The organism is Pseudomonas sp. PA-5-4B (genome assembly GCF_021606215.1).
Classification (GTDB): domain Bacteria; phylum Pseudomonadota; class Gammaproteobacteria; order Pseudomonadales; family Pseudomonadaceae; genus Aquipseudomonas; species Aquipseudomonas edaphica.
Genome location: NZ_WKDB01000088.1, coordinates 1 through 22,490 on the forward strand (window position 1 = coordinate 1; position 22,490 = coordinate 22,490).

The following is a 22,490-nucleotide window of genomic DNA, read 5'->3' on the forward strand; positions in this document are numbered from 1 at the left end:
ACTTGGAGTCGATGGGCGCCAAGCTTCAGCATCATTGGAAAAACGAGATAATCAAGCCCACGGCGGATCATTCGGGCGCACTGGCGAAGCGCTCAGGGTTGGCCGATGCCTATGTAGTGCGGGGCACCTTGCACAGTCTGCGCAACGACAAGGAAAGTTATAAGGCGCTCGGGGCTGAGGCACAAGAAGCCATCGACCGAACACTAGACAAAAACGGCAACGTGGTTATTCCAAATATCTACGGCTATCCGCTCGCCGGGTATGCGTTTATCTCTTACAAAAACTACCATGGCGATTATGATCACCGGCCCAATAGAGGCCTGATGATTGACTTGAAGAACGGCAAGGTCAGTAAAATAGACGGCGATGATGAATTTGCCAGTTGGGCAAAAGAAAACCGTAATGAGTTGCTACGGAGTTTCAACTCCAAGGACAGGCAGGGCGGCCAAAATACTCATTGGCCCCCGGCGGGCGATGTACTCGAAAATTTGATTATCGGTAAAGGTGCCACCTACCCGGGGCGGGCCGGTAAAACCAGCGAAAAAGTTGTACCGGTGGAGGAGACTTTTAATTATACCCAGTCGCGAAATTCACACTATTATTTAAAGTTTGGAAGCCTTAACTCCGGTATTGCCCACGCCTATCAGGAGATGAACACCAACAATGCAAAATCGGACGATCAGACGCAGGTGTTTGGTGCCTCGAAGCAATCGTGGAAGGCCGCGAAAGAGGCGTGGGGCAATACCTTCGGTTACGTCCCCGTTGTCGGCAATACGGGCAATATCGTGTTTGGCATTCATGACGCCGCCACGGGTATGACAGCCAGCGATCGCGTTGGCGGCACTGCTGCCGCGGTGATATCTGCCCTGCAACTCGCGCACGAAGTTGCACAAATTGGGACGGATGCAGGGTTGGGTGAAGCCCCCATCGGACCTACTACCGCGGGCAGCGAAGTTTACGGCTGGAAATACAATGAGCAGACCAAGAGTTTTGATTTTGAGCGAAACATAAAAGTGTCGAGCGAAAGCGATATACACCCCGCCACCCACGCCGCGCCAAACGAACCGAGTACGCCACCGGCCATTGAGACAGAAGGCGTGCCCCCGACAATCGAAGCGCAAAACAGTAAACGTTCGATTCTAAGGTCCATTGAAGACTTACCGACCGGCGAGGCTCTTTTTTCTACGCCTGAAAAAAACGTAATTCTGAGTGGAGAACTCAATGACCTAAACATCCTTGACAAAAAACTCTACACATTTACCGATTTCAACAAAAAAGGCAGTGCAGAACGACTCAACATACTCGTCCATGGGAGCGTCGACCCTGCTACTGGTATCGCGAAAGTTTCATATGCCGGAAAACTCCATACGCCCGAAGAGCTACTTCAGACACTTAAAGACGCAGGTATTCACCCGGAGACGTTTGACAATATACGGCTGCTGACATGTGACTCTGCAAGTGGTGGAGATGCCTCCTTCGCGGCTGAGTTTCAGAGGCTCATACAGCGCCCCGTCAAAGGCTATCGTGGCACGCTCACAGGCAACCTCGTGCCGGAAGAAATAAATGCCGCGATTGAAAAAGTAGAAAAAGAATATTTGAAAGCCCTAAAACAAACTCAGAACTCCCCGCTGACTGATGCCGATAGGGCATTGGCCAGAGACGAAGCTGAAAAATACGTCGCCAAAGAATTGGCGAAAACCATAAACTTCAAACCCGTAAAGAAAAATCCCTATTGGAATCCGTTTTCATGGTGGGCATTTACTTATAAGCCAATGACCTTCCCACAACCATAACAGCGAGAACCTGCCGAAGGGCATCATCTGACTGCATTAAGTGAACCAGAGTCTCTACCTGATAACCCTGAACGGCGGTAACCTCGGTGACCGTCGTTTCCGTTTGGGCAGCTTTTATATGCCCACCACTTCAGGGGTCTCCATGGAAAGAATCACCTTAAAACCGTTGCTCCTTGCCGTCGGCCTCCTGGCCTTGATGCCGACCGCTCAGGCGGCGACTACCCTGGTCTACTGCTCCGAAGCCAGCCCCGCCGGCTTCGACCCCAGCCAGTACACCAGCGGCACCGATTTCGATGCCTCAGCCGAAACCGTCTTTAACCGCCTGACCCAGTTCAAGCGCGGTGGCACCGAGGTAGAACCTGGCCTTGCAACAAGCTGGGAGGTCTCCAAAGACGGCCTGACCTACACCTTCCACCTGCGCGATGGCGTCAAATTCCACACCACCGACTACTTCACCCCTACCCGCGACTTCAATGCGGATGATGTGCTGTTCACGTTCAATCGCTTGCTCGATGCCAACAGCCCGTTTCGCAAGGCTTACCCGTCAGAATCGCCTTACTTCACTGACATGGGTTTGAACACCACGATCAAAAACGTCGAGAAACTCGACAACCACACCGTGCAGTTCAACCTGAACAATGTCGATGCCTCGTTCGTACAGAACCTGGCCATGAGCTTCGCTTCGGTGCAATCAGCCGAATACGCCGCCCAACTGTTAAAAGAAGGCAAAGCCGAGCAGATCAATCAGAAGCCGGTGGGCACAGGCCCGTTTGTGTTCAAGCGCTACCAGAAAGATTCGCAGATTCGCTACGTGGCCAATAAGCAGTATTGGAAGCCCGAGGATGTGAAGCTCGACAATCTGGTATTCGCCATCACCCCGGACGCCGCCGCGCGCCTGCAGAAACTCAAGGCCGGTGAATGCCAGGTCAGCGGTTACCCGCGTCCGTCCGACATTGAAATAATGAAACAAGACCCCAACCTGCGCGTGCTGCAACAGGCCGGTTTCAACTTGGGTTTCCTGGCCTATAACGTGACGCATCCGCCGCTGGACCAGCTCAAAGTGCGCCAGGCGCTGGACATGGCCATCGACAAGCCCGCGATCATCAAGGCCGTTTACCAGAGCGCCGGACAATTGGCGCAGAACGCACTGCCACCGGCGCAGTGGTCTTATGACCCCACTATCAAGGATGCGCCCTACGATCCGACCAAGGCCCGGGCGCTACTAAAAGAAGCAGGGGTTGCACCAGGTACCACCATCAATTTGTGGGCCATGACGGTACAGCGCGCTTCAAACCCCAACGCACGCATGTCGGCACAAATGATCCAGCAGGATTGGGCGAAGGTCGGTATCAAGGCCAACATAATCAGCTACGAATGGGGCGAATACATCAAGCGCGCCAAAAATGGCGAGCATGACGCCATGATTTATGGCTGGACCGGCGACAACGGCGACCCGGATAACTGGCTCGGCGTGCTCTACAGTTGTGCCGCCGTCAAGGGCAGTAACTACGCCAAATGGTGTAACCCGGCCTACGACAAGCTGGTGCAACAGGCCAAGGTCAGCAACGACCGCGAGCAACGCATCAAGTGGTATCAACAGGCGCAAAAAATACTTAAGGAACAAGTACCTATAACGCCTATTGCGAACTCGACGGTTTTCCAGCCACTGCGTAAGGAAGTGCAAAACTTCAAGATCAGCCCGTTTGGGCTTACGCCGTTCTATGGCGTCAGTCTAGATAAGTAACATCATCGCCCCAACCGAGTGCGCCAGACGCCTCGGCTGGGCCTTTTTGGTGCGCAAAATGCACCGAAAAAACCCTCTATATATATGCATTTATGTACAAACTTTCATAAATGCGACATTCCTGTACGTTCGTACCACAGTTTGCCTCTCGCAACGGTTCAGCATCTTGCAATGGGTATGGCCCCTGCATAAGTATCCGCAGGCCGACTCACGAGGTCGCCCTCACCACCAAAAATGACAACAAATCATGAGGCCAACATGCTTAAACACGCAGTCCTTCCGCTTTTAGTGAGTGCTGGCCTTATGGCCGCAGCTCCATTCGCCCAAGCGGCGACTAACCTGGTGTTCTGCTCCGAAGGGAGCCCGGCCGGTTTCGACCCAGGCCAGTACACCACCGGAACAGACTTCGATGCCTCGGCCGAAACCATGTTCAACCGTCTGACCCAGTTCGAACGCGGCGGCACTGCTGTGATTCCTGGGCTGGCCACCAGCTGGGACGTTTCCCCGGATGGCCTGACGTACACCTTCCACCTGCGTGATGGCGTGAAGTTCCACACCACCTCGTACTTCAAGCCGACCCGTACCTTCAATGCTGATGACGTGCTGTTCACGTTCAACCGCATGATCAATAAGGACGACCCGTTTCGCAAAGCCTACCCCACCGAGTTCCCGTACTTCACGGACATGGGGATGGACACCAACATCAAGAACATCGAGAAAGTCGATGACCACACCGTCAAGTTCACCCTTGGCACTGTGGACGCCGCTTTCATCCAGAACCTGGCAATGAGCTTCGCGTCGATCCAGTCGGCTGAATACGCCGCCCAACTGTTGAAAGAAGGCAAGGCACAGGACATCAACCAGAAGCCAATCGGCACTGGCCCGTTCGTGTTCAAGAGCTACCAGAAAGACTCCAACATCCGTTACACCGGCAACAAGGATTACTGGAAGCCTGAAGACGTGAAGATCGACAACCTGATCTTCGCCATCACCACTGACCCGTCGGTGCGTATCCAGAAGCTGAAGAAAAACGAATGCCAGGTGACCCTGTTCCCGCGTCCAGCCGACCTCAAGGCGCTGGGTGAAGACAAGGACCTGAAACTGCCGCACCAGGCCGGTTTCAACCTGGGCTACATCGCTTACAACGTTATGCCGGTGCTCAAGGGCCAGACCGCCGCCAACCCACTGTCTGACCTGCGTGTACGTGAAGCGCTGGACATGTCGGTGAACAAGCAGCAGATCATCGACTCCGTGTACCAGGGCGCAGGCCAACTGGCCGTCAACGCCATGCCGCCGACCCAGTGGTCCTACGACACCACCATCAAGGATGCCCCGCATGATGTGACCAAAGCCAAGGCTTTGCTCAAGGAAGCGGGCGTCAAGGAAGGCACCGAAATCACCCTGTGGGCCATGCCGGTTCAACGTCCGTACAACCCGAACGCCAAGCTGATGGCCGAGATGCTGCAGAACGACTGGAAACAGATCGGCCTGAAGGTCAACATTGTCAGCTACGAGTGGGGCGAGTACATCAAGCGTTCCAAAGGCGGCGAGAACCAGGCCATGATCATTGGCTGGAGCGGTGACAATGGTGACCCGGACAACTGGCTGAACGTGCTGTTCGGCTGCGACTCGCTGTCCGGTAACAACTTCTCCAAATGGTGCGACAAGAAATTCGACGGCATCGTCAAAGAAGCCAAAGCCACATCGGATGTCGCCAAACGCACCGAGCTGTACAAGCAGGCGCAACATATCCTCAAAGATGCAGTCCCGATGACACCTATCGCGCACTCGACGGTGTATCAACCCATGCGCAACACCGTGCAGGACTTCAAGATCAGCCCGTTTGGCTTGAACTCCTTCTACGGCGTTAGCGTAAGCGGCAAGTAAGGCTCAGTAGCGGCGACGTTTCATAACGTCGCCGTTATTGCATCCGCCCAGACCGTAGGAAACAGACCACATCCGCAACATTGCCGTCCTACAGCAATGAACTGCGACATGTGCATCCGTTGCCTACAAGGTCAATCCGTTTTGGCGCATTTACTGCAAGCTCCGCGACCCATACCGTCGTAGGACAGCAGAGGCTCCAACCTAGGAAAGGCACTTGCTGTATGTGGGATCAGTGATGTCTCCCAGGCCTGACGCCTGGGTGATTGTTCGCTGGTGACAACAACAAACAAGGATCGGGATCGTCATGCGCCATACCACTGTTCTATCCGCAATTTTTGGCACCAGCCTGCTGGCTGTGGCCACGATGGGCCAAGCCGCCGAAAAGAAGAGCCTGGTGTTCTGCTCTGAAGGCAGCCCGGCCGGGTTCGACACCGCGCAGTACACCACCGCCACCGACAACGACGCGGCGGAGCCCTTGTACAACCGCCTGGTTGAATTCGAAAAAGGCGCGACTGACGTGGTGCCTGGGCTGGCAACCAAGTGGGATATTTCCGAAGACGGCCTGACTTACACCTTTCACCTGCGTGAAGGGGTGAAGTTCCACAGCAACAAGGAATTCAAGCCGACGCGCGACTTCAACGCCGACGACGTGCTGTTCACCTTCAACCGCATGCTCGACCCTGAATACCCGTTTCGCAAGGCCTACCCCACCGAGTTTCCATACTTCAACGGGATGAGCCTGAACAAGAACATCGCCAAGGTCGAGAAGACCGGCCCTTACACCGTGGTGATGACCCTGAACACGGTTGATGCCGCGTTTGTGCAAAACATCGCCATGAGCTTTGCCTCGATCCTGTCGGCCGAGTACGCCGAACAGTTGCTTAAACAAGGTAAACCCAGCGACATCAACCAGAAGCCGATCGGCACAGGCCCGTTCGTATTCCAGCGCTACCAGAAAGACTCGCAGATCCGTTATGTGGGCAACAAGCAGTACTGGGACCCGAGCCGCGTCAAGCTGGACCAACTGATTTTCGCCATCAACACCGACGCCTCGGTGCGGGTGCAGAAGCTCAAGGCTGGCGAGTGCCAGGTGACCCTGCACCCGCGCCCCGCTGACGTCGACGCGCTCAAGGCCGACCCGAACCTGCAACTGTTGACCAAGCCAGGTTTCAACCTCGGCTACATCGCCTACAACGTGCGCCACAAACCTTTCGACCAGCTCGAAGTGCGCCAGGCGCTGGACATGGCGGTGAACAAGCAAAGCATCCTCAATGCCGTGTACCAGGGCGCGGGCCAACTGGCGGTCAACGCCATGCCGCCGACCCAGTGGTCCTACGACGACAGCATCAAGGACGCCGCCTACAACCCGGAAAAAGCCAAGCAACTGCTCAAGGCCGCCGGCGTTAAAGAAGGCACCGAGATCACCCTGTGGGCCATGCCGGTGCAGCGCCCGTACAACCCCAACGCCAAGCTGATGGCCGAAATGCTGCAAAGCGATTGGGCCAAGATCGGCCTCAAGGTCAAGATCGTCAGCTACGAATGGGGCGAGTACATCAAGCGCACCAAAAACGGCGAGCACGATATCAGCCTGATCGGCTGGACCGGCGACAACGGTGACCCGGACAACTGGCTGGGCACCCTCTACAGCTGCGACGCCATCGGCGGGAACAACTACTCCATGTGGTGTGACCCGGCGTACGACAAGCTGATCAAGCAAGCCAAGGTCGTGACCGACCGCGAACAAAGGACTGTTCTGTACAAACAGGCGCAGCAATTGCTTAAACAGCAAGTGCCAATCACGCCAGTCGCCCACTCGACGGTCAACCAGCCGTTAAGCGCCAAAGTCGAAGGTTTCAAAGTCAGCCCCTTCGGCCGCAACGTGTTCTCGGGCGTCAGTTTCAACCCATAAGAAAATAACCGGATGGTGCGGAGCCAAATCGGCTCCGTAGCAAACGTGCAGCCTTTTGTTGGGATTTATCCTACGGCAAACGTTTGCAATAGCTTGAACGAGTTACACACCCAATAGCCGGTTCACCTAAAAAGACCGGCATTAAAAAGAGAACCAAAGGAGCTCCACCCATGAAACTGAGCAGCAAAGCGCTTCTGGCCCTGGCCATCAGCAGCATCACGGCAACCGCCTTCGCTGAAACCCAGAGCCAGGACTTCGTTCCAACCACATTGGCCGGCACCAGTGCCCAAAGCGAGGCCAAAGGCTTTGTCGACGGCGCAAGCCTGGGCGGTACCACCCGTAACTGGTTCTCCAACGAACAGAAGTTCCGTGGCGGCAAGTTCACCTACCAGAAGCACGGCGAAGCGCGCACTGACGCTTACCGTACCAACTGGGTACAGGGCACCATCCTCAACCTGAGCTCGGGCTTTACCCAAGGCACCGTGGGCGTCGCTACCGAAGTCGCGGCCTACAACGCTCTGGTTCTGGACCGCAGCAAGCGCGACATCAAGGGTGGTTCCAACCGTACCCTGGCCGACTCCAACGGTGATGCAGTCGACCAGTGGAGCAAACTGGGCCTGGCCAACGTGAAGTTCCGTGTGTCGAACACCACCTTGACCGCCGGTCGCCAGAACTTCAGCAGCGGCATCGTCGACACCATCGGCAACCGTGCGCTGCCATCGAGCTTCGAAGGTTTCGCCCTGAACAGCGAAGAATTCAGCAACCTGTCGTTCCAGGGCGCTTACTTCGACCGCGTGTCGCCACGTACCGAACAGAGCCTGTCGAAATTCCGCAGTGAATACGGCAATGGCCAGGAAGCGGATCACGTCTACACCGCCGGCGTGAACTACCAGCCGTTCAAGAGCCTGAAAACCAGCTTCTTTGGCGCTCAAGTCAAAGACTTCTGGAACCAGTACTACTTCGGCGCCACCCACGAACTGGGTGATGCTCAGACCCTGGCCCTGACCACCGGCCTGAACTACTACAAGACCGTCGACGAAGGCAAAAAGTTGATGGGCAAGATCGACAACGACACCTACTCGCTGTCGCTGGGCCTGACTCACCAGGCTCACAGCCTGACCTTCTCGTACCAGGAAGTTAACGGTAACGAGTACTTCGACTACCTGCACGAAACCAACGGCATCTACCTGGCCAACTCCCTGACGTCCGACTTTAACGGCCCGAACGAGAAATCGTTCCAGGTCGCTTACGGCCTCAACATGGCCGAATACGGCGTGCCTGGCCTGAAGTTCAACATCTACTCGGCTCGCGGCTGGGGCATCGACGGCACTCACTACACCGGCGACGGCGGCGTGAAAGGCTTCGCTTACAACGGCATCCAGAACCAGGATGGCGAGAAACACCAGGAATACGGCATCGGTACTTCCTACGCCCTGCAGAGCGGCCCACTCAAGGCCACCACCATCCGTGGTACCTACGTGACTCACCGTGCCAGCGCCAACCAGGCTGACGGCAACATCCGTGAATTCCGCCTGGTCACCACCATCCCGTTCAACATTCTTTAATTAGCGCCAGGTAGACGGCGGGCTCATCACGAGCCCGCCGTCTACGCTTGTCTGGTTTAATCGATTGCAGAGGGCTCTGAATGAAAATGCTCCCGCTACAAGCTGCCATTGCCGCTGCGCTGTTGAGCGTTGCGATCGGCGTTTCAGCCAAACCGCTGGTGGTCTGCACCGAAGCCAGCCCGGAAGGTTTTGACCCGGTTCTGTACACCACCGCAGTAACCGCCGACGCCGCCGCTGAAACCATGTTCAACCGCCTGGTGGACTTCAAGCCCGGCACCACCGAAGTTGTACCGGCACTGGCCAAGGCCCTGCCCGAGATCAGCGCTGATGGCCTGACCTACACCTTCCACCTGCGTGACGATGTAAAGTTCCACACCACCGACTACTTCAAACCCACGCGCAACATGAACGCCGACGACGTGCTTTGGAGCTTTCAGCGCCAGCTGGACCCGAATCACCCTTGGCACAACAAGTCTCTCGTGGGCTACCCGTATTTCGAAAGCATGGGCTTCAAGGAACTGCTCAAGAGCGTAGAGAAGACCGACGATCACACCGTCGTCTTTACCCTGACCCGTCCTGAAGCACCGTTTTTGGCCGACCTGGCCATGGCGTTTTCCTCGATTCACTCCGCCGAATACGCCGACCAGTTACTCAAGTCCGGCAGGACCGATGACCTGAACGCCAAGCCCATCGGCACCGGCCCGTTCATCTTCACCCGTTACGCCAAAGACGCCCAGGTGCGTTTCAAGGCCAACCCGGACTACTTCCGTGGCAAACCGCCAGCTGACCCGCTGATCCTAGCGATCACCACCGACAACAATGTGCGCCTGCAGAAGCTCAAGGCCAACGAGTGCCAGATCGCGCTGTATCCGAAACCGGATGACGTGCCGAGCATGAAGGCTGACCCGAACCTGAAGGTTGCGGAGCTGGCGGCGATGACCACCGCCTACACTGCGCTGAACACCACTCACAAGTACATGAGCGACGCGCGGGTGCGTCACGCGATCAACATCGCGTTCGACAAAAAAGGCTACAACGAATCCCTGTACGGCAAAGGCAATGCCATTGATGCCACCGGCCCGTACCCGCCAACGCTGCTGGGTTTCAGCGACAAGCTGAAAAACCCAACCCGTGACCTCGACAAGGCCCGCGCCCTGCTCAAGGAAGCCGGCGTACCGGAAGGCACCGAGTTCACCCTGTTCACCCGTAATGGCGGCGGCCCGACCAACCCCAACCCGATGCTCGGCGCCCAGCGCATGCAGGCGGATCTGGCGCAGATCGGCCTGAAAGTGAACATCAAAGTGATGGAATGGGGCGAGATGCTCAAGCGTGCCAAAAACGGCGAGCACGACATGGTTTCCGCCGGTTGGGCAGGGGATAACGGGGACCCGGATAACTTCCTCACGCCAAACCTGAGTTGCGATGCAGCGAAAAACGGCGAAAACTACGCCCGCTGGTGTAACAAAGAGTTTCAAGACTTGATCGACAAAGCGCGCGCCATCGAGGAACCCTCGAAACGGGCCACACTCTACGAACAAGCCATGGATGTCTTCGAAAAAGACCAACCATGGATTCCCATGGCTTACCCGAAAATGTTCACCGCCATGCGCAAAAACGTCGAAGGCTTTACCCAAAGCCCTCTGACCACAAATAACTTCGCCACCACCCAGGTGAAGTAAATAAGAGAAGACGCTCGGCACCGTCGACATTGACGGTGCCGAACCTGCCTAACCGGCTGATTGAGGTACACAACAAGATGTTTAGTTTTATTGCCCGCCGATTGGGGTTATTGATCCCCACGTTTTTCGGCATCACGTTGCTGACGTTTGCGTTGATTCGCATGATTCCCGGCGACCCCGTAGAAGTCATGATGGGCGAACGCCGTGTCGACCCCGAGATGCACGCACAGGCAATGGAACGCCTTGGCCTGAACAAGCCACTCTATGCGCAATACTTTGACTATGTAGGCAAGCTCGCCCACGGCGACCTCGGCGAATCCCTGCGCACGCGCACCAGCGTGTGGACCGAATTCACCGCCCTCTTCCCTGCGACCCTGGAACTGTCCATGGCCGCCCTGTTGTTCGCCGGTATCCTGGGCCTGTTGGCCGGGGTGATCGCGGCCCTTAAACGAGGATCCCTGTTCGACCATGGGGTGATGGGCATCTCCCTTGCGGGATATTCGATGCCGATCTTCTGGTGGGGCCTGATCCTGATCATGTTCTTCTCGGTGAGCCTGGGTTGGACCCCGGTTTCCGGGCGTATCGACCTGCTCTACGACATCGAGCCGCGCACCGGCTTCATGCTGATCGACACCTTGCTGGCTGACGAGCCGGACGCTTTCTGGGATGCCCTGCACCACCTGATCCTGCCGGCCATCGTGCTCGGCACCATCCCGCTGGCGGTGATTGCGCGCATGACCCGTTCGTCGATGCTCGAAGTACTGCGTGAGGACTACATCCGCACCGCCAAGGCCAAAGGCCTGTCGCCGGCGCGCGTGGTATTCGTGCACGGCCTGCGTAACGCGCTGATCCCGGTACTGACCGTGGTCGGCCTGCAAGTCGGCACCCTGCTGGCCGGTGCGGTCCTGACCGAAACCATCTTCTCGTGGCCCGGCATCGGCAAATGGCTGATCGAAGCCATTGGCGCGCGGGACTACCCGGTGGTGCAAAACGGCATCTTGCTGATCGCCTGTCTGGTGATCATGGTGAACTTCGTGGTGGATATCCTCTACGGCTTCGCCAACCCACGCATCCGTCACCAGCGCTGAGATCATGACCATGAGCACACCTACTCAAGCGGTAGCAGTCGATCAAAGCCTGCTGTACCCGTCCCCGTACAAAGAATTCTGGCAAGCCTTTTCCAAAAACAAAGGCGCGGTTGCCGGCCTGCTGTTTATGTTGCTGATCGTGTTCTGCGCGATTTTCGCCCCGTGGGTTGCGCCACATAACCCCAGCGAGCAATACCGCGACTTCCTGCTCACCCCACCGGCCTGGCTGGAAGGTGGGCAAATACAGTTCCTGTTGGGTACTGACGAGCTGGGCCGCGACCTGCTCTCGCGCCTGATCCAGGGTTCGCGCCTGTCGTTGCTGATCGGCTTGTCGTCGGTGGTGATGTCGCTGATCCCGGGCATCCTGCTGGGCCTGTTCGCCGGTTTCTTCCCACGCGTGCTTGGCCCGACCATCATGCGCTTGATGGACATCATGCTGGCCCTGCCATCGCTGCTGCTGGCTGTTGCCATCGTCGCAATCCTCGGCCCTGGCCTGATCAACACCGTCATCGCCATCGCTATCGTGTCGCTGCCGTCTTATGTCCGCCTGACCCGCGCTGCGGTAATGGGCGAACTGAACCGCGACTACGTGACTGCCGCCCGCCTCGCCGGCGCTGGCCTGCCACGCCTGATGTTCATCACCGTGCTGCCCAACTGCATGGCGCCGCTGATCGTACAGGCCACCTTGAGCTTCTCCTCGGCGATCCTCGATGCTGCCGCCCTGGGCTTCCTGGGCCTGGGCGTACAACCGCCAACCCCTGAGTGGGGCACCATGCTGGCTTCGGCCCGCGACTACATCGAACGCGCCTGGTGGGTGGTGAGCCTGCCGGGTTTGACCATTTTGCTCAGCGTGCTGGCAATCAACTTGATGGGTGACGGCCTGCGCGATGCGCTGGACCCGAAACTCAAGAACGCCGCCTGAGGAGATTCCCATGTCACTGTTAGAAATCAAGAATCTCAACGTGCGCTTCGGCGACAAGACCGCCGTGCCGGTGGTCGATGGCCTCGACATTTCCGTCGACAAAGGCGAAGTACTGGCGATCGTTGGCGAGTCGGGCTCGGGTAAATCCGTGACCATGATGGCGCTGATGGGCCTGATCGAGCACCCCGGTATCGTTACTGCCGACGCGCTGAACTTTGACGGCAAGGACATGCTCAAGCTGAGCAACCGCCAGCGTCGCCAGATCGTCGGCAAAGACCTGGCGATGGTGTTCCAGGACCCGATGACCGCGCTGAACCCCAGCTACACCGTGGGTTTCCAGATCGAAGAAGTGCTGCGCCTGCACCTGAAAATGTCCGGCAAGCAAGCCCGCAAACGCGCTATCGAACTGCTCGAAAAGGTAGAAATCCCAGGCGCCGCCAGCCGTATGGATGCTTACCCGCACCAACTGTCCGGCGGTATGAGCCAGCGCGTGGCAATCGCCATGGCGATTGCCGGCGAGCCGAAGCTGCTGATCGCCGATGAGCCGACCACGGCATTGGACGTGACCATCCAGGCGCAGATCATGGAACTGCTGCTGGCCCTGCAAAAAGAGCAGAACATGGGCCTGGTGCTGATCACTCACGACCTCGCGGTCGTGGCTGAAACCGCCCAGCGCGTGTGCGTGATGTACGCCGGCCAGGCCGTGGAAGTCGGCCAGGTGCCGCAACTGTTCGACATTCCGGCGCACCCGTACAGCGAAGCACTGCTCAAGGCCATTCCCGAGCACAGCCTGGGCGCCACGCGCCTGGCCACGCTGCCGGGTATCGTGCCTGGTCGTTATGACCGCCCGCAGGGTTGCCTGCTGTCGCCACGCTGCCCGTATGTGCAGGAATCCTGCCGTGCCCAGCGCCCCGGCCTTGACCCGAAAAGCAACAGCCTCGCGCGCTGCTTCTACCCCTTGAACCAGGAGGTGGCGTAATGGCCGTCGTTCTTACCGCCCGCGACCTCACCCGTCACTACGAAGTGTCCCGTGGCCTGTTCAAGGGCCATGCACTGGTGCGCGCGCTTAATGGTGTGTCGTTTGAACTGGAAGCCGGCAAGACCCTCGCCGTGGTAGGCGAGTCGGGTTGCGGCAAATCCACCCTGGCCCGTGCGCTCACGCTGATTGAAGAGCCGTCGTCCGGCTCCTTGAAAATCGCCGGCCAGGAAGTCGCCGGCGCCGACAAGGCCCAGCGCAAGCAATTGCGCAAAGACGTGCAGATGGTGTTCCAGAGCCCGTACGCCTCGTTGAACCCGCGCCAGAAGGTCGGTGACCAGCTCGGCGAGCCGCTGCTGATCAATACCAACCTGTCCGCCGCCGAACGCCGCGAGAAAGTGCAGGCCATGATGAAGCAAGTGGGCCTGCGCCCTGAGCATTATCAGCGCTACCCGCACATGTTCTCCGGTGGCCAGCGCCAGCGCATCGCCCTGGCTCGCGCCATGATGTTGCAGCCTAAAGTGCTGGTGGCGGATGAGCCGACCTCGGCGCTGGACGTGTCGATCCAGGCCCAGGTACTCAACCTGTTCATGGACCTGCAGCAGGAATTCAACACCGCCTACGTGTTCATCTCCCACAACCTGGCGGTGGTGCAACACGTCGCCGACGACGTGATGGTGATGTACCTCGGCCGCCCCGTGGAAGTCGGCCCCAAGGAAGACATCTACGCGCGCCCGCTGCACCCCTACACCCAGGCGCTGCTGTCGGCCACCCCGACCATCCACCCGGACCCGAACAAGCCGAAGATCAAGATCGTCGGCGAACTGCCCAACCCGCTGAACCCGCCGCCTGGCTGCGCGTTCCACAAGCGTTGCCCGTATGCCACGGCGCGGTGCAGCAGTGAGGAGCCGCAGTTGCGAGCGTTGGATAACCGTCAGGTGGCTTGCCACTATGCGGAGCAATTCGTGGCCTGACGAGATCGCTGGATCGTTCCCACGCTCTGCGTGGGAACGCCGCCCAGGACGCTCTGCGTCCCGTCGCTCGATTAAGGCGTGACGCAGAGCGTCACAGGATGCATTCCCACGCGGAGCGTGGGAACGATCGACTTAGAGGAGTTCTACCGCCCCACCCGTCGGATTGCGCATCAGTCCGGCAGGCGGGGCTTTTTTTCATCTCGACTCAGGTATCGCTGTCACCTTCAGAGTTGTCATCGTCATCTGGCGGCGCTTGCTGGTCATCATCATCCTTGGAACCGCCCTGGTCCTCATCACCGGCCTCAGACTCGCTCTTGGCCAACTGCAAACCACCCACCTGCGCCGTCTTCGCCGCCACATAGCCTGGGGCCTGGCTCTGCACAGCCGTACTGGCCCACGCCGAAGAAGCGCCCAGCGATAACATCACCAACACTTTCAGCAACAGCACCAAACGTTGAAAGATAGTCATGGTCGATTTCCGTCCAGTCAGTGAAACACGTGCGCCAGCGTTCGACCGGCGCTGTGAATGAAGCTAGTTCCGTTCTCGGGTTTATGCCAATCAGGCCTCACGTATCCTGTCCTCACCGTCATTGTAGGGGTTTTCTTGATATTCCTTGGGCGCTGGCTGAGCCTGGGGCTGCCAGCAGCATCAGCTGGACGGCACGTTGAGTTATACGCAAGGTCGCCTCCGGATCCGTCGGTGAGTGGGTGAAGTATTTGAAAACGCTAGACCGGATGCGGGATTCGCGCCAATGGCCCGGACAGATGAAGATCAAAATGTGGGAGCTGGCTTGCCTGCGATAGCGGTGGGCCAGCCACTGATAGGGTTACTGACAGACCGCCATCGCAGGCAAGCCAGCTCCCACAATGGACCAGCGTCGCGCACACAAAAAAGGGCGAAGCCATGACAGCTTCGCCCTTTGGTGTACCGCACAGACCTTAGTGGTGTTCGCGCGTCGCCCGGAATTTCACATCCGGCCAGCGCTCTTCCATCAGCGCCAGGTTGACCCGCGTCGGTGCCAGGTAGGTCAGGTGACCACCGCCGTCGATCGCCAGGTTTTCTACGGCCTTGTTGGAGAACTCTTCCAGCTTCTTCTTATCGCTGCAATCGATCCAGCGCGCGGAGTACACGGTGATTGGCTCGTAGGAGCATTCGACCTTGTATTCCTCTTTCAAGCGGCTGGCGACCACATCGAACTGCAGCACACCGACGGCGCCGAGGATGATGTCGTTGCTGCGCTCGGGGAAGAACACTTGGGTGGCACCCTCTTCCGCCAGCTGCTGCAGGCCTTGGCGCAGTTGCTTGGATTTGAGCGGGTCACGCAGGCGTACGCGGCGGAACAGTTCCGGGGCGAAGTGCGGGATGCCGGTGAAGCCCAGGGCTTCGCCTTCGGTGAAGGTGTCGCCGATCTGGATGGTGCCGTGGTTGTGCAGGCCGATAATGTCGCCGGCAAACGCCTCTTCCAGCTGTTCACGCTCGGAGGAGAAGAACGTCAGGGCGTCGCCGATGCGCACGTCCTTGCCGGTGCGCACGTGGCGCATCTTCATGCCTTTTTCGTATTTACCGGAGCAGATGCGCATGAAGGCGATACGGTCGCGGTGTTTGGGGTCCATGTTCGCCTGGATCTTGAACACGAAGCCGGTGAATTTCTCTTCGACCGGTTCCACGGTGCGCTCGTTGGCAACCCGGGCCAGGGGTTTCGGCGCCCAATCCACCACGGCGTCGAGCACGTGGTCGACACCGAAGTTGCCCAGTGCAGTACCGAAGAACACCGGCGTCAGCTGGCCGTCGAGGAATTCCTGCTGGTTGAACTCGTGGCAGGCGCCCTGCACCAGTTCCAGCTGGTCGACAAAACGGTCGTACTCGTCACCCAGGTGGGCGCGGGCTTCGTCCGAGTCGAGCTTCTCGATGATCTTGGTTTCGGTGCGTTCGTGACCGTGGCCAGCGGTGTAGACAATGATGTAGTCGTCGGCCAGGTGGTACACACCCTTGAAGTCGCGGTAGCAGCCGATCGGCCAGGTGATCGGCGCGGCCTTTATCTTCAGGACGGCTTCGATTTCATCCAGCAACTCGATTGGGTCGCGGATATCGCGGTCGAGTTTGTTGATGAAGCTGACGATGGGCGTGTCACGCAGGCGGCACACGTCCATCAGCGCGATGGTCCGTGGCTCAACGCCTTTACCGCCGTCGAGGACCATCAAGGCCGAGTCCACCGCGGTGAGGGTGCGGTAGGTGTCTTCGGAGAAGTCTTCGTGGCCGGGGGTGTCGAGCAGGTTGACCATGTGGTCGCGATACGGGAACTGCATGACCGACGTGGTAATGGAAATACCCCGTTGTTTTTCCATTTCCATCCAGTCGGATGTCGCATGGCGGTCGGATTTGCGGGATTTCACCGTGCCGGCCACAGCGATTGCCTTGCCCATCAGCAACAGCTTCTCGGTGATGGTGGTTTTACCGGCATCGGGGTGGGAAATAATGGCGAAAGTGCGGCGTTTCGCGACTTCGGCGGCCTGGTGGGTCATGGGAAATCGCCTGGCAGGTGAGTCAAAAAAGGGCGGCGAGTATAGCGCAAACCCCAGGCGCCGGACCACCGTTCACCCGATTGGGGGTGGCTAAATGCTGCCAAGTATGGAACCTTTTAAAAGGTAGAGACGTCCACTCCCCTGCTACCGCACTCGGAACAGGGGCTGAAAAATCAGCAAGTTAGCCTGACGAGGCTGCGCTCATGGCTCGATCGCATACCGCGTTGCCGGTATCGGCGAGCTGCTTTTCGCGAACACATTCGAAGGCAGCCAGCAATGGCATTGCCGCCGGAGAATGTGTTCGCCGACAAAAGAAAAAAAGGAGTCCGCCTGTGGCTATTCGCTATGGCAAAGGGCTGATAGGAGGTGCGGTTGTCGTCGCACTCCTGGCCCTGCTGGTCCACTGGATCGGCATCAACACGATCGAACTGTACCGCGACGATTTGTTGTTTTACCTGCAAGCACACCTGATCCTCGTTCTAGTCTCCATGCTGGCCGCCCTCGTTGTGGGCATCCCCGCCGGCATCCTGCTCAGCCGACCGAACATGGTCGGGCGCGCAGAACGCTTCATGCAGATCTTCAACATCGGCAACACCGTCCCTCCCCTGGCCGTACTGGCCATCGCCCTCGGCGTCCTCGGCATCGGCAGCGGCCCGGCCATCTTCGCGTTGTTCCTCGCCTCGTTGCTGCCCATTGTGCGCAACACCTACGAAGGCCTCAAAAACGTTCAAGGCTCACTCAAAGAAGCCGCCACCGGCATCGGCATGACGCCGCGCCAGGTGCTGTTTCGCGTGGAACTGCCCAACGCCGTGCCGATCATCATCGGCGGTGTGCGCGTGGCCCTGGCGATCAACGTCGGCACCGCCCCGCTGGCGTTCCTGATTGGCGCCAACAGCCTGGGCAGCCTGATTTTCCCCGGCATCGCCCTGAACAATCAGCCGCAACTGCTGCTCGGCGCCGCGTGCACCGCGCTGCTGGCATTGCTGCTCGACGGTCTGGTGACCATGGCCAGCCGCCTCTGGCTGGAACGCGGAGTGCGTGCGTCTTAAGGCTTGGCAAAGGAAATCACATGAAAAAACTGACTTTGATATTGAGCTGCGTCCTGCTGTTTGCAGGCATTGCGCAAGCCGCCGAAAAACCGGTGATTCGCATCGGCGCCCGGGTGTTCACCGAACAGACCCTGCTCGCCGAAATCACTTCCCAGTACCTGCGCACCAAGGGCTACGACACCCGTGTGACCGGCGGTCTGGGCAGTAACCTGGCGCGCAGTGCCCAGGAAAGCGGGCAGCTTGATTTAATTTGGGAGTACACCGGCGTGTCGCTGGTGGCTTACAACCATATCGACGAGAAGCTCGACAGCGAACAGTCTTACGCTCGGGTGAAAGAACTCGACGCGAAAAAAGGCCTGGTCTGGCTGTCGCCGTCGAAATTCAGCAACACCTACGCCCTGGCATTGCCGGAGAACGTGGCTAAGGAGTTCCCGCAGGTCAATAGCATCAGCGATCTGACCCAAACCCTGGCGGAAAAAACCAAGGAAAACCGCCTGGTAGCCCTGGACACCGAGTTCGCCAACCGTTCCGACGGCATGGCCGGCATGGTCAAGCTGTATGACATGAACCTCACGCGCAAAAACACCCGGCAGATGGACGCCGGCCTGGTCTATACCGCGCTGCGTAATGGCCAGGTGTTTGCCGGGTTGGTCTACACCACCGACGGTCGCCTGAATGCCTTCAAATTGAAGCTGCTGGAAGACGACAAGCACTACTTCCCGGACTACACCGCAGCGCCCGTGGTGCGTCAGGTTTATCTCGACGCCCACCCGCAATTGGCCGCCGACCTGAAGCCGCTGGCTGCGCTGTTTGACGACGCCACCATGCGCCAGTTGAACGCACGGGTCGACGTCGACCATGAAAGCCCATCCGCCGTGGCCGCAGATTTTCTGCGCCAACATCCCATCAGCCAATAAGAGGAGAAGACATGGAATTCCTGAACGCCTTTTCCCATCTTGATTGGGCACTTGTCCTGCAACTGACCTGGCAGCACATCACCCTGGTCGGCATTGCGGTAATCCTGGCGATTGTCGTCGGCGTGCCCCTCGGCGTGCTGATGACCCGCTTCCCGACCCTGGCCGGCCCGCTGCAAGCCAGCGCCACGGTGCTGCTGACCGTGCCGTCCATCGCGCTGTTCGGCCTGCTGCTGCCGTTCTACTCCAAGTTCGGCCAGGGCCTGGGGCCGATGCCGGCAATTACCGCGGTGTTCCTCTACTCACTGCTGCCGATCATGCGTAACACCTACCTGGCGCTGACCGGCGTCGAGCCTGGCATTCGCGAAGCCGCCAAAGGCATCGGCATGACCTTCGGCCAGCGCCTGCGCATGGTCGAACTGCCGATTGCCGTGCCGGTGATCCTCGCCGGTGTGCGCACCGCCGTGGTGATGAACATTGGTGTAATGACCATCGCCGCCACCATCGGCGCCGGTGGCCTGGGTGTACTTATTCTGGCTTCCATCAGCCGCAGCGACATGTCGATGCTGATCGTGGGCGCCGTGCTGGTCAGTCTCCTGGCCATCTTCGCCGACCTGCTTCTGCAATGGCTGCAACGCTCGCTGACTCCAAAAGGACTGCTCAAATGATCGAACTTCAAAACCTGACCAAGACTTTTCAAAGCAACGGCAAGACTGTCTCCGCCGTGAACGACGTAAGCCTGACCGTCAACGAAGGCGAAATTTGCGTATTCCTCGGCCCGTCGGGCTGCGGCAAGAGCACCACGCTGAAAATGATCAACCGCTTGATCAAGCCCACCTCGGGCAAAATTCTGATCAACGGCGAGGACACCACCGACCTCGACGAAGTGACCCTGCGTCGCAACATCGGCTATGTGATCCAGCAGATCGGCCTGTTCCCGAACATGACCATCGAGGAAAACATCGTGGTCGTGCCCAAGCTGCTCGGCTGGGACAAGCAGAAATGCCACGACCGCGCCCGCGAATTGATGAGCATGATCAAGCTGGAACCCAAGCAGTACCTGCATCGCTACCCGCGTGAACTGTCGGGTGGCCAGCAACAGCGCATTGGCGTGATCCGCGCGCTGGCCGCCGATGCCCCGCTGCTGCTGATGGACGAACCGTTCGGTGCGGTCGACCCGATCAACCGCGAGATGATCCAGAACGAGTTTTTCGAGATGCAACGGGCGCTGAACAAGACCGTGATCATGGTCAGCCACGACATCGATGAAGCCATCAAGCTGGGCGACAAGATTGCGATCTTCCGCGCCGGCAAGCTGCTGCAGATCGACCATCCGGACACCTTGCTGGCGCATCCGGCTGACGAGTTCGTCAGCAACTTCGTCGGCCAGGACAGCACCCTCAAGCGCCTGCTGCTGGTGAAAGCCGAAGACGCGGCGGACAACGCCCCGTCGGTGAGCCCGGAAACCCCGGTGGCGGATGCGCTGGAGCTGATGGATGAAACTGACCGCCGTTATGTGGTGGTCACCTGCGCCGAGAACAAGGCACTGGGGTATGTACGACGCCGCGACCTGCACCGTCAGACCGGTACCTGCGGGCAGTACCTGCGCGAGTTCAATGCCACGGCGGCGTATGACGAGCATTTGCGCATCCTGCTGTCGCGTATGTACGAGTTCAACCGTTCGTGGTTGCCGGTGATGGACGCTGAGCGGGTGTTCCTCGGTGAAGTGACCCAGGAATCGATTGCCGAGTACCTGAGTTCCGGTAAGTCGCGTGGGGGCAAGACCAGTATCGTGTCGCCTGCCGAGACAGCACTGGCCTGATTAACTTCTGTGGCGAGGGAGCTTGCTCCCGTTGGGTTGCGCAGCAGCCCCAGAACAGACGACTCAATAGTTTCAGGTAAACGGGGTTGACTGATTTTGGGGCCGCTTCGCGCCCCAGCGGGAGCAAGCTCCCTCGCCACAAAGCGCTCCAAATCCCCCTCAAATAACACTCCCGGGGGAACATCAATCCGTCACACCTGTCGGTTACATAAGTAGCTGCACCGGGTCCCGCGACGAACGCGTGCAAAAACGCGACATTTTTAGTTGATCTATGGCCCCTCACGTCCTAAAGTTCGCGCCGAACGTCCATGCTGGAAACGATCCATCCGGCTCAAGTACTGACGACGAGACAGCAAGGCCAAGGGACGCGGTTATCCCATGGCCTTTTTGCTTTCGGCGACATGCCTTGGGAAGTAGGCGAACCAAAGTGGGGATACGGAGGACGTTCAGTTGCACCCATTGATTACTACAGTTTGCCCTTAGGAGTTCCCAGCATGTCGATCAACGTCGAAGATTATTTCGCGCGCGCCACTTTTGACAAAATGAAGGCGTTCGCCGACAAGCAAGAAACCCCGTTCGTGGTGATCGACACCGCGATGATCAGCCAGGCCTACGATGACCTGCGCGCCGGTTTCGAATTCGCCAAAGTCTATTACGCGGTCAAGGCCAACCCGGCCGTCGAGATCATCGACCTGTTGAAAGACAAGGGTTCGAGCTTCGACATCGCCTCGATCTACGAGCTGGATAAAGTGATGGACCGTGGCGTCAGCCCGGACCGTATCAGCTACGGCAACACCATCAAGAAATCCAAAGACATCCGCTACTTCTTTGATAAAGGCGTGCGCCTGTTCTCCACCGACTCCGAAGCCGACCTGCGCAACATCGCCAAGGCCGCGCCGGGTTCCAAAGTGTATGTGCGTATTCTCACCGAAGGCTCGACCACGGCTGACTGGCCTTTGTCGCGCAAATTCGGCTGCCAGACCGACATGGCCATGGACCTGCTGATCCTCGCCCGCGACCTGGGCCTGGTGCCTTACGGCATTTCCTTCCACGTCGGCTCGCAACAGCGCGACATCAGCGTATGGGATGCCGCCATCGCCAAGGTCAAAGTGATCTTCGAACGCCTGAAGGAAGAAGACGGCATCCACCTCAAGCTGATCAACATGGGCGGCGGCTTCCCGGCCAACTACATCACCCGTACCAACAGCCTGGAAACCTATGCCGAAGAAATCATCCGCTTCCTCAAGGAAGATTTCGGCGACGACCTGCCGGAAATCATCCTGGAACCGGGCCGTTCGTTGATCGCCAACGCCGGTATCCTGGTCAGCGAAGTGGTACTGGTTGCACGTAAATCGCGCACCGCCGTCGAGCGCTGGGTGTACACGGATGTGGGCAAATTCTCCGGCCTGATCGAAACCATGGACGAAGCCATCAAGTTCCCGATCTGGACCGAAAAGAAAGGCGAGATGGAAGAAGTGGTCATCGCCGGCCCGACCTGCGACAGCGCCGACATCATGTACGAAAACTACAAGTACGGCCTGCCGCTGAACCTGGCGATTGGTGATCGTTTGTACTGGTTGTCGACCGGTGCCTACACCACCAGCTACAGCGCGGTTGAGTTCAACGGCTTCCCGCCGCTGAAGTC

The 22,490-nt window shown here is 58.5% G+C and carries 17 protein-coding genes; 15 read left to right on the forward strand and 2 right to left on the reverse strand.

Features of this window, described 5'->3' with window-relative positions:
- From GIW28_RS27535 to GIW28_RS27580, 10 genes are all read left to right on the forward strand, one after another.
- Positions 1 to 1,793: hypothetical protein (locus tag GIW28_RS27535; protein ID WP_236490444.1), on the forward strand; the 1,793-nt coding region annotated here is incomplete at its 5' end.
- Between the two features lie 142 nt (positions 1,794 to 1,935).
- Positions 1,936 to 3,537: an ABC transporter substrate-binding protein gene (locus tag GIW28_RS27540; protein WP_236447230.1), complete on the forward strand. Its 1,602-nt coding sequence runs from the start codon at positions 1,936 to 1,938 to the stop codon at positions 3,535 to 3,537.
- Positions 3,538 to 3,795: 258 nt separating this feature from the next.
- Positions 3,796 to 5,424, forward strand: a complete 1,629-nt coding sequence (locus GIW28_RS27545) for an ABC transporter substrate-binding protein (RefSeq protein WP_017138281.1) — start codon at positions 3,796 to 3,798, stop codon at positions 5,422 to 5,424.
- Between the two features lie 364 nt (positions 5,425 to 5,788).
- Positions 5,789 to 7,333: an ABC transporter substrate-binding protein gene (locus GIW28_RS27550; protein WP_370589437.1), complete on the forward strand. Its 1,545-nt coding sequence runs from the start codon at positions 5,789 to 5,791 to the stop codon at positions 7,331 to 7,333.
- Positions 7,334 to 7,503: 170 nt separating this feature from the next.
- A complete protein-coding gene (locus GIW28_RS27555; protein ID WP_017138283.1) occupies positions 7,504 to 8,898 on the forward strand; it encodes an OprD family porin in 1,395 nt (464 codons plus the stop codon).
- Between the two features lie 80 nt (positions 8,899 to 8,978).
- A complete protein-coding gene (locus GIW28_RS27560; RefSeq protein ID WP_017138284.1) occupies positions 8,979 to 10,577 on the forward strand; it encodes an ABC transporter substrate-binding protein in 1,599 nt (532 codons plus the stop codon).
- Positions 10,578 to 10,654: 77 nt separating this feature from the next.
- Positions 10,655 to 11,665 carry an ABC transporter permease subunit gene (locus tag GIW28_RS27565; RefSeq protein WP_026013789.1) on the forward strand — a complete coding sequence of 337 codons (1,011 nt, stop codon included), beginning with the start codon at positions 10,655 to 10,657 and terminating at the stop codon, positions 11,663 to 11,665.
- A gap of 10 nt (positions 11,666 to 11,675) precedes the next feature.
- Complete coding sequence (locus GIW28_RS27570; RefSeq protein ID WP_017138286.1) at positions 11,676 to 12,587, forward strand: ABC transporter permease subunit; 912 nt, start codon at positions 11,676 to 11,678, stop codon at positions 12,585 to 12,587.
- 10 nt (positions 12,588 to 12,597) lie between these two features.
- Positions 12,598 to 13,566 (forward strand): ABC transporter ATP-binding protein, encoded by a 969-nt coding sequence (locus GIW28_RS27575; protein WP_017138287.1) that lies wholly within the window; start codon positions 12,598 to 12,600, stop codon positions 13,564 to 13,566.
- On the forward strand, positions 13,566 to 14,537 hold the full coding sequence (locus GIW28_RS27580; protein ID WP_017138288.1) for a peptide ABC transporter ATP-binding protein: 972 nt from the start codon (positions 13,566 to 13,568) through the stop codon (positions 14,535 to 14,537). Before GIW28_RS27575 ends, GIW28_RS27580 begins: the two co-directional genes overlap by 1 nt.
- 205 nt (positions 14,538 to 14,742) lie before the next feature.
- On the opposite strand, the gene GIW28_RS27585 is transcribed toward GIW28_RS27580, so the two are convergent.
- Positions 14,743 to 15,006, reverse strand: a complete 264-nt coding sequence (locus tag GIW28_RS27585) for a hypothetical protein (RefSeq protein ID WP_017138289.1) — start codon at positions 15,004 to 15,006, stop codon at positions 14,743 to 14,745.
- A 470-nt stretch (positions 15,007 to 15,476) separates the two neighbouring features.
- Positions 15,477 to 17,060, reverse strand: coding sequence for a peptide chain release factor 3 (locus GIW28_RS27590; RefSeq protein WP_017138290.1), 1,584 nt, complete (start codon positions 17,058 to 17,060; stop codon positions 15,477 to 15,479).
- 332 nt (positions 17,061 to 17,392) lie between these two features.
- Between GIW28_RS27590 and GIW28_RS27595 the strand changes: the two genes are divergently transcribed.
- The 5 genes from GIW28_RS27595 to GIW28_RS27615 form a co-directional block, all read left to right on the forward strand.
- Complete coding sequence (locus GIW28_RS27595; protein ID WP_017138291.1) at positions 17,393 to 18,109, forward strand: ABC transporter permease; 717 nt, start codon at positions 17,393 to 17,395, stop codon at positions 18,107 to 18,109.
- 20 nt (positions 18,110 to 18,129) lie between these two features.
- Positions 18,130 to 19,026, forward strand: coding sequence for a glycine betaine ABC transporter substrate-binding protein (locus GIW28_RS27600; RefSeq protein ID WP_236447269.1), 897 nt, complete (start codon positions 18,130 to 18,132; stop codon positions 19,024 to 19,026).
- A gap of 11 nt (positions 19,027 to 19,037) precedes the next feature.
- A complete protein-coding gene (locus GIW28_RS27605) occupies positions 19,038 to 19,691 on the forward strand; it encodes an ABC transporter permease (RefSeq protein WP_017138293.1) in 654 nt (217 codons plus the stop codon).
- Positions 19,688 to 20,845, forward strand: coding sequence for an osmoprotectant ABC transporter ATP-binding protein OsmV (locus GIW28_RS27610; RefSeq protein ID WP_017138294.1), 1,158 nt, complete (start codon positions 19,688 to 19,690; stop codon positions 20,843 to 20,845). Before GIW28_RS27605 ends, GIW28_RS27610 begins: the two co-directional genes overlap by 4 nt.
- A 494-nt stretch (positions 20,846 to 21,339) precedes the next feature.
- Positions 21,340 to 22,490 (forward strand): type III PLP-dependent enzyme (locus tag GIW28_RS27615; RefSeq protein WP_236490446.1); only part of this gene is annotated, 1,151 nt, incomplete at its 3' end.